Source organism: Pseudoalteromonas sp. SIMBA_162 (genome assembly GCF_046535955.1).
In the GTDB taxonomy this organism is placed as follows: domain Bacteria; phylum Pseudomonadota; class Gammaproteobacteria; order Enterobacterales; family Alteromonadaceae; genus Pseudoalteromonas; species Pseudoalteromonas marina.
In genome coordinates this window covers 112,016-120,317 of sequence record NZ_JAWJBQ010000017.1, presented here as the reverse complement: position 1 = coordinate 120,317, position 8,302 = coordinate 112,016, and the positions used below count along the sequence as shown (strand labels likewise).

Genomic DNA, 8,302 nt, shown 5'->3' with positions numbered 1-8,302 from the left:
TCGCTAAGCGTTGCCTGCTCTGCCGTCTCAGTGGGGTCGCATTATAGGGAGATCCGAAAACAGATCAACCCTTTTTTAAAGAAAACTTGAAAAAACATGCTGTTCGATGAGTATTTGAGCTAAACGCTCAAAAACACAACTAATAGTAAGCTTTATTTATGTAATAGCGCCATTTTACTAAGTGTATGATGATAAATATCTTTCTAGTGCTTATTTGAAAGGTAATTATGGTAACAACCATATTAGCTTATGATTTTTCTTAGGTTTAACGTTACCGTTTTTATAGTAATGCTACTCACTTCGCTGAATCATTAATGTAATAGAGCTGTGTTTTGGAGCACTTGAGATTAGTGGTAAATGGGTAATAGGTAATAGGTAATAGGTAATAGGTAATAGGTAATAGGTAATAGGTAATAGGTAATAGGTAATAGGTAATAGGTAAATATAATAACGCAGAAGTTTAATTTGTAAATTTCAGGCATTAAAAAGCCGAGCATAAGCTCGGCTTTTAGGTTTCTTTAAGACTTACTCTGCAGACTGTGCGTCTTCTTGAACTTCTTCGCTAGTCGCTGGGCGACCAACTAGTTCAATATAAGCCATTGGTGCATTATCACCAGTACGGAAGCCACACTTAAGAATACGAGTGTAACCACCTGGACGATCCGCGTTACGTGGACCGATTTCACTGAATAATTTACCAACAACTTCATTGTCGCGTGTGCGAGCAAACGCTAAACGGCGGTTTGCTACACTGTCAGTCTTAGCCAGTGTGATTAAAGGTTCAATTACACGACGTAACTCTTTCGCTTTTGGCAAAGTAGTTTTGATGATTTCATGTTTCACCAAAGAACCTGCCATATTGCTGAACATCGCTTTACGATGGCTACTGTTACGGTTTAATTGACGACCACTCTTACGATGGCGCATGACCCTATCCTTCTAACTAAACTAATATAGTGATTTAGATTATTCAGCTAAACTTGCAGGTGGCCAGTTTTCTAGGCGCATACCTAGAGAAAGACCACGTGAAGCTAGCACGTCTTTAATTTCAGTTAGAGACTTCTTACCTAGATTAGGCGTTTTAAGAAGCTCAACCTCAGTGCGCTGAACTAAATCACCGATATATTGAATTTGCTCGGCTTTCAAACAATTTGCTGAGCGTACTGTTAGTTCAAGATCATCGACTGGACGAAGCAGAATAGGATCGAATTCTGGTTTCTCTTCTTTCTCTTCTGGCTCAGTTACATCGCGTAAATCTACGAATGCATCTAATTGCTCAGCTAAGATAGTAGACGCACGGCGGATCGCTTCTTCAGGATCTAATGTACCGTTTGTTTCCATATCAATGATTAATTTGTCTAAATCTGTACGTTGCTCAACTCGAGCTGATTCAACCGAGTACGCAATACGTTCAACTGGGCTGAATGATGCATCAAGCAACAATCTACCAATTGGACGCTCATCGTCATCAGAGGATAAACGACTAGATGCCGGCACATAACCACGACCGCGCTCAACACGAATACGCATGCTGATCTCGCTGTTACCTGTAGTTAAATTACAGATAACGTGATCTGGATTAGCAATTGTTACATCGCCATCGTGCTGAATATCAGCCGCAGTAACAGGGCCTACACCAGATTTAGTCAGGGTCAGAAAAACTTCATCTTTGCCTTCTAACGTTACTGCTAAACCTTTAAGGTTTAATAGTATTTCAATGATGTCTTCTTGAACGCCTTCTTTCGCGCTGTACTCATGTAATACACCGTCGATTTCTACTTCAGTTACTGCACATCCAGGCATAGATGAAAGTAATATACGGCGTAAAGCATTACCCAGAGTGTGACCAAAGCCACGCTCTAATGGCTCTAAAACTATTTTAGAACGCGTTGGGTTTATAGCGTCGATGTCGACTAACCTTGGTTTTAGAAATTCTGTAACAGAACCCTGCATTTTATCCTCTCTTAACTCTTAACTTTACTTAGAGTAAAGTTCGACGATTAGTTGTTCATTAATGTCCGCAGACAGGTCTGAACGCTCAGGTAGACGCTTAAAGCTGCCTTCCAATTTCTTACCGTCAACTTCAACCCAAGTCGGCTTTTCACGTTGCTCAGCCAACTCTAGAGCAGCGATGATACGTGCTTGTGTCTTAGACTTCTCACGGATTACTACAGTATCTTCTGGAGTAATTACGTATGAAGGAATGTTCACAACACGACCATTAACTAGAATCGCTTTATGGCTTACTAACTGACGTGCTTCAGCGCGTGTGCTAGCAAAACCCATGCGATATACAACATTGTCTAAACGTTGCTCTAAAAGCTGTAACAAGTTTTCACCTGTATTACCTTTAAGGCGAGCAGCTTCTTTATAGTAGTTACGGAATTGCTTTTCTAATACACCGTAGATACGACGTACTTTTTGCTTTTCACGTAATTGTAAACCGTAATCAGATAGACGACCTTTACGAGCGCCGTGCTGACCAGGTGCAGTCTCAAGTTTACACTTAGAGTCGATAGCTCTTACGCCGCTCTTAAGGAACAGGTCAGTACCTTCACGACGACTCAGCTTGAGCTTAGGGCCCAAATATCTTGCCATGTTATTTCTCCTAACCTATTGTTAAACGCGACGTTTCTTCGGTGGACGACAACCATTATGTGGTATTGGCGTCACGTCAGTAATGTTGGTAATACGGTAACCAGCAGCATTCAAAGCACGTACAGCAGATTCACGACCTGGACCTGGACCTTTGATGAAAACTTCTAGATTTTTTAAACCGTATTCTTGAGCAGCAGTACCTGCACGCTCTGCAGCAACCTGAGCAGCAAATGGTGTAGATTTACGTGAACCACGGAAACCTGAACCACCGGCAGTAGCCCATGATAGTGCATTACCTTGACGGTCGGTAATCGTTACAATAGTGTTGTTGAAAGAAGCATGAACATGAGCCATACCATCAGCAACTTGTTTTTTAACCTTTTTACGACGAATTGGTGTCTTAGCCATAATACTATCCCCTTATCGCTTAATAGGCTTACGAGGACCCTTACGGGTACGCGCGTTAGTCTTAGTTCTTTGACCACGTAGTGGTAAAGAGCGACGGTGACGTAGGCCACGGTAACAACCAAGGTCCATAAGGCGCTTGATATTTAATGTAACTTCACGACGAAGATCACCTTCAACAGTGTACTTGCCAACTGCATCACGCAGTACGTCAAGTGTTTCGTCAGAAAGTTCACCGATTTTTGTGGTCTCGGCGATACCAGTCGCTGCTAAGATAGCCTTAGAGCGAGTCTTACCTATGCCATAAATAGCTGTTAAACCAATAACTGCATGTTTATGATCAGGGACGTTAATGCCAGCAATACGGGCCACTAACACATCTCCTATATTCGAATTTGGTAATCAAAAGTTTGAAAAGCCCGTAAGGATACTCAAACGAAGACCAAATCACTACTAAAAACACAGGCCGAGAAATCTCAGCCTGCACGACTGTTTACTTAGCCTTGCCTTTGCTTATGCTTAGGCTCACTGCAAATTACGCGTACTACACCAGCACGTTTAATAACTTTACAGTTACGGCATATTTTCTTAACGGAAGCACGTACTTTCATTGCTCAACTCCGTAAACTGACCTTATCGACCGTAGCCTTTAAGGTTCGCTTTTTTCAGCACAGAATCATACTGATGAGACATCAGGTGAGTCTGTACTTGTGCCATAAAGTCCATGATTACAACAACGATAATCAAAATTGATGTACCGCCGAAATAGAATGGCGTTTGCCATGCCATAGTCATGAATTCGGGCACCAGACAGATAAAGGTTATATACAAAGCACCTGCCAATGTCAGGCGTGTCATCACTTTATCAATGTATTTAGATGTCTGCTCACCTGGACGAATACCTGGGATAAATGCGCCAGATTTCTTAAGGTTATCTGCAGTTTCACGAGGGTTAAACACCAACGCTGTATAGAAAAAGCAGAAGAAGATAATTGCCGCAGCTAATACAAGTGAGTACAAAGGTTGACCTGGAGTCAACGTTGTAGCAACAGCTTGTAATGCATCAGCGACAGGACCTTCACCTTGGCCGAACCAGCTAGCAATTGTACCAGGGAACAGAATTATACTACTAGCAAAGATTGGTGGAATAACACCCGCCATGTTTACTTTTAGTGGTAAATGCGTGCTTTGAGCAGCAAATACTTGACGACCTTGTTGGCGTTTAGCGTAGTTAACAACAATACGACGTTGTCCACGTTCGAAAAACACTACAAGATAAGTAACAGCGAATACTATAACCGCAACCATAAGTAGTACAAAAACATTCAAATCACCTTGGCGCGCCATTTCGACTGTCGAACCAATAGCAGACGGCAAGTTAGCTACAATACCAACAAATATTAGAACTGAAATACCGTTACCGATACCACGTTCTGTTATTTGTTCACCCAACCACATAAGGAACATAGTACCAGTTACTAAGCTCACCACAGCGGTGAAATAGAAACCCATACCCGGATTAACAACTAACCCGTTCATCATGCCCGGTAAGCTAGTAGCAATACCGATAGATTGGATAGTAGCTAGCACAAGCGTGCCGTAGCGTGTGTACTGGCTAATTTTTTTACGCCCTTGCTCACCTTCTTTCTTAAGCTCTATAAACGGAGGATACATATGCGTTAATAGTTGCGTAATAATCGAAGCCGAGATGTACGGCATAATACCCAGCGCTAACACTGAAGCTCGCTCAAGTGCACCACCACTGAACATGTTGAACATTTCAACAATGGTGCCCTTTTGTTGCTCGAAGAAATCGGCAAGTACAGCGGCGTCAATCCCAGGGATCGGCACAAATGAACCTAGACGGTAAATTATGATAGCGCCCAATACGAAGAGTAATCGACGCTTCAATTCCGAAAGCCCACCTTGTGCACTTTGTGTATCTTGACCTGGTTTAGCCATTTGTACTTCCTTAGTCTTCTACCTTGCCTCCGGCAGCTTCAATAGCTTCGCGTGCACCCTTAGAGGCTTTAAGACCTTTAAGTGTAACAGCGCGTGAAACTTCACCAGATTTAACAACTTTAACGAAAAGAACGTTCTTTTTAACTAGACCAGCTGCTTGTAACGCGCTTAGGTCTACCACATCGCCTTCAACTTTAGCGATTTCAAAAAGGTTAACTTCTGCAGATACTAACGATTTGCGTGAAGTGAAACCAAATTTAGGTAGACGACGTTGCATAGGCATTTGACCGCCTTCAAAACCAACGCGTACTTTACCGCCAGAACGTGACTTTTGACCTTTGTGACCACGGCCACCAGTCTTACCAAGACCAGAACCGATACCACGACCAACACGTTTAGGGGCAGTTTTTGAACCTGCAGCAGGTGAAAGTGTATTCAAATGCATGAAATTAACCCTCTACCTTAACCATGTAAGAAACCTTGTTTATCATACCACGTACACATGCTGTGTCTTCTAACTCAACAGTGTGATTGATACGACGTAAACCAAGACCGCGTAATGTAGCTTTATGCTTCGGTAAACGACCGATAGAGCTTTTTACTTGTGTTACTTTTACAGTTTGATTAGCCATGGTTACCCCAGTATTTCTTCTACGCGAAGGCCACGTTTTGCAGCGATAGACTGTGGAGAATTCATATTCTCAAGAGCCGAAATCGTTGCACGTACTACGTTGATTGGGTTAGTAGAACCGTAACATTTAGATAGTACGTTCTGAACACCAGTCACTTCTAGTACTGCACGCATAGCACCACCTGCGATGATACCAGTACCTTCAGAGGCTGGTTTCATGAACACTAGTGAGCCAGCATGACGTCCCTTAACAGGATGCTGTAATGTATTGCCATTTAGGTCTACATTGATCATGTTGCGACGTGCTTTTTCCATTGCTTTTTGAATAGCAGCTGGAACTTCACGTGCTTTACCATAACCAAAACCTACTTTACCTGCGCCGTCACCAACTACAGTTAGTGCAGTAAAGCTAAAGATACGACCACCTTTAACTACTTTAGACACACGGTTTACCGCGATTAGCTTTTCAGCTAGATCAGGCTGTTGTTGCTTTGCTTCTACGTTAGCCATTGTCTACTCCTAGAATTGCAAACCGGCTTCACGCGCAGCATCAGCTAGCGCCTTCACACGGCCGTGATATTTAAAGCCACTGCGATCAAAAGCAATCTTTTCGATGCCTTTGTCAGCCGCACGTTCAGCAACCGCTTTGCCAACTGCTTGCGCAGCTTCAACGTTACCGGTGCCTTTAACTGTTTCGCTAATAGCCTTCTCAACAGTAGAAGCAGCAGCCAGTACATTACCCTCAGCATTAATTACTTGAGCGTAAATGTGACGTGGCGTGCGGTGGATAACAAGACGCGTTGTGCCTTGTTCAATATAATTTCTACGAGTGCGTTTAGCACGACGTAGACGAGCTGTTTTTTTATCCATCGTCTTACCTTACTTCTTCTTAGCCTCTTTACGGCGTACATTCTCATCTGAATAGCGAACACCTTTACCTTTATAAGGCTCAGGTTTACGGTATGCACGAATGTTAGCAGCTGTTTGACCAACTAACTGCTTATCTACGCCCTTAACTAGAACTTCTGTTTGGCTTGGAGTTTCAATCGTAATTCCTTCAGGAACTGCGAAATTAACTGGGTGTGAGAAACCAAGTGTTAAGTCTAAAACTTTACCCTTAGCTGCAGCACGGTAACCAACGCCTACTAACTGAAGTTTCTTCTCGTAACCTTCATGCGTACCAACAACCATGTTGTTGATTAGAGCGCGAGCAGTACCTGCTTGTGCCCATGCATTTGCTACGCCTTCACGAGGTAAAGTTGTAATAACGTTGTCGTTAACTTGTACTTCAACTGCGTCGTTGATAGTACGAGTAAGTTCACCGTTTTTGCCTTTAACTGTGATTTCCTGGCCTTTCAATGTAACTTCTACACCGGCAGGAACATTAATTGGTGCCTTTGCTATGCGAGACATAGTTCCCCTCCGATTAAGCTACAAAGCCAATGATTTCACCACCAACACCAGCACTACGTGCTGCGCGGTCTGTCATTAGGCCTTTAGAAGTTGATACGATAGCGATACCAAGACCACCCATTACCTTCGGTAATTCGTCACGTTTCTTGTAGATACGTAAACCAGGGCGACTTACACGCTGGATATTTTCAATTACAGCTTTGCCTTCGAAGTACTTCAACTCGATAGAAAGCTCAGGTTTAACTTCACCGTTAACTGCGTAGTCTACGATGTAACCTTCGTCTTTTAGTACTTTAGCTAATGCTACTTTCAGCTTTGAAGTTGGCATCGTTACAGATACTTTCTTCGCTGATTGACCGTTACGGATACGTGTGAACAAATCCGCGATAGGATCTTGCAAGCTCATAGTCTTACTCCCATGATTCTATTACCAGCTAGCCTTTTTAAGGCCAGGAATTTCACCGCGCATAGCTGCTTCGCGAACTTTAATACGGCTCATGCCGAATTTGCGAAGGAAACCATGTGGGCGGCCCGTAATGTTACAACGATTACGTTGACGTGCAGGGCTAGAATCACGAGGTAAAGCTTGTAGCTTAAGTACCGCGTCCCAACGATCATCTTCAGATGTATTAACATCACTGATGATAGCTTTTAGTGCAGCACGCTTTTCAGCATACTGAGCAACTAGTTTTGTGCGCTTTGCTTCGCGCGCTTTCATAGAATTCTTTGCCATAACCCTACCCTTATTTCTTAAATGGGAAGTTAAACGCTTCTAACAACGCACGGCCTTCCTCATCAGATTTCGCAGAAGTAGTGATAGTGATATCCATACCGCGTACACGGTCTACTTTATCGTAATCGATTTCTGGGAAGATGATTTGTTCACGTACGCCCATGCTGTAGTTACCACGTCCATCAAAAGACTTAGCACTTACGCCACGGAAGTCACGAATACGTGGGATAGCGATTGATACCAAACGCTCAAAAAAGTCCCACATACGCTCGCCGCGTAGGGTTACTTTACAACCAATTGGGTAGCCTTCACGCACTTTAAAGCCAGCAACAGATTTACGTGCTTTAGTGATTAAAGGTTTCTGACCAGAGATTGCAGTTAAATCAGCTACAGCGTGATCTAAAATTTTCTTGTCAGCTAGGGCTTCGCCCACGCCCATATTTAATGTGATCTTTTCGATCTGAGGGACTTGCATGACAGAGCTGAAACCAAACTTCTCTTGAAGCTCAGCAACTACTTTGTCTTTATATACTTCATGCAGTTTCGCCATCATTCTACTC

Annotated in this window: 15 protein-coding genes; all 15 read right to left on the bottom strand. The window is 43.0% G+C overall.

Translation table 11 applies throughout. From position 1 onward, the window contains the following. Window positions 1-525: 525 nt before the first annotated feature. On the bottom strand, window positions 526-927 hold the full coding sequence (gene rplQ / locus R0J88_RS13600; protein WP_006794892.1) for a 50S ribosomal protein L17: 402 nt from the start codon (window positions 925-927) through the stop codon (window positions 526-528). A 39-nt stretch (window positions 928-966) separates the two neighbouring features. Then, a complete protein-coding gene (locus R0J88_RS13595) occupies window positions 967-1,953 on the bottom strand; it encodes a DNA-directed RNA polymerase subunit alpha (RefSeq protein WP_008127834.1) in 987 nt (328 codons plus the stop codon). 24 nt (window positions 1,954-1,977) lie between these two features. Beyond that, window positions 1,978-2,598: a 30S ribosomal protein S4 gene (rpsD, locus tag R0J88_RS13590; RefSeq protein ID WP_002959461.1), complete on the bottom strand. Its 621-nt coding sequence runs from the start codon at window positions 2,596-2,598 to the stop codon at window positions 1,978-1,980. 21 nt (window positions 2,599-2,619) lie between these two features. Beyond that, entirely contained in the window at window positions 2,620-3,006 is a 387-nt protein-coding gene (gene rpsK, locus R0J88_RS13585; RefSeq protein WP_002959471.1) for a 30S ribosomal protein S11, read from the bottom strand. A 12-nt stretch (window positions 3,007-3,018) separates the two neighbouring features. Next, entirely contained in the window at window positions 3,019-3,375 is a 357-nt protein-coding gene (rpsM, locus tag R0J88_RS13580; RefSeq protein WP_006794252.1) for a 30S ribosomal protein S13, read from the bottom strand. A 125-nt stretch (window positions 3,376-3,500) separates the two neighbouring features. Then, on the bottom strand, window positions 3,501-3,614 hold the full coding sequence (rpmJ, locus tag R0J88_RS13575; protein WP_002959476.1) for a 50S ribosomal protein L36: 114 nt from the start codon (window positions 3,612-3,614) through the stop codon (window positions 3,501-3,503). 22 nt (window positions 3,615-3,636) lie between these two features. Then, window positions 3,637-4,965: a preprotein translocase subunit SecY gene (gene secY, locus R0J88_RS13570; RefSeq protein WP_006794251.1), complete on the bottom strand. Its 1,329-nt coding sequence runs from the start codon at window positions 4,963-4,965 to the stop codon at window positions 3,637-3,639. Between the two features lie 10 nt (window positions 4,966-4,975). Further along, window positions 4,976-5,410 (bottom strand): 50S ribosomal protein L15, encoded by a 435-nt coding sequence (gene rplO, locus R0J88_RS13565; protein ID WP_006794250.1) that lies wholly within the window; start codon window positions 5,408-5,410, stop codon window positions 4,976-4,978. A gap of 4 nt (window positions 5,411-5,414) precedes the next feature. Further along, window positions 5,415-5,597 carry a 50S ribosomal protein L30 gene (gene rpmD, locus R0J88_RS13560; protein ID WP_002959482.1) on the bottom strand — a complete coding sequence of 61 codons (183 nt, stop codon included), beginning with the start codon at window positions 5,595-5,597 and terminating at the stop codon, window positions 5,415-5,417. A gap of 2 nt (window positions 5,598-5,599) precedes the next feature. Further along, on the bottom strand, window positions 5,600-6,106 hold the full coding sequence (gene rpsE, locus R0J88_RS13555; RefSeq protein WP_006794249.1) for a 30S ribosomal protein S5: 507 nt from the start codon (window positions 6,104-6,106) through the stop codon (window positions 5,600-5,602). 9 nt (window positions 6,107-6,115) lie between these two features. After that, window positions 6,116-6,466, bottom strand: coding sequence for a 50S ribosomal protein L18 (gene rplR, locus R0J88_RS13550; RefSeq protein WP_006794248.1), 351 nt, complete (start codon window positions 6,464-6,466; stop codon window positions 6,116-6,118). 9 nt (window positions 6,467-6,475) lie between these two features. Next, window positions 6,476-7,009 (bottom strand): 50S ribosomal protein L6, encoded by a 534-nt coding sequence (gene rplF / locus R0J88_RS13545; protein ID WP_006794247.1) that lies wholly within the window; start codon window positions 7,007-7,009, stop codon window positions 6,476-6,478. A 13-nt stretch (window positions 7,010-7,022) separates the two neighbouring features. After that, the gene (gene rpsH / locus R0J88_RS13540) at window positions 7,023-7,415 is read right to left on the bottom strand and encodes a 30S ribosomal protein S8 (protein WP_006794246.1); all 393 of its coding nucleotides are present in this window, start codon (window positions 7,413-7,415) and stop codon (window positions 7,023-7,025) included. Window positions 7,416-7,436: 21 nt separating this feature from the next. Beyond that, window positions 7,437-7,742 (bottom strand): 30S ribosomal protein S14, encoded by a 306-nt coding sequence (gene rpsN, locus R0J88_RS13535; protein ID WP_006794245.1) that lies wholly within the window; start codon window positions 7,740-7,742, stop codon window positions 7,437-7,439. A gap of 10 nt (window positions 7,743-7,752) precedes the next feature. Then, a complete protein-coding gene (rplE, locus tag R0J88_RS13530; RefSeq protein ID WP_006794244.1) occupies window positions 7,753-8,292 on the bottom strand; it encodes a 50S ribosomal protein L5 in 540 nt (179 codons plus the stop codon). Window positions 8,293-8,302 lie beyond the last annotated feature (10 nt).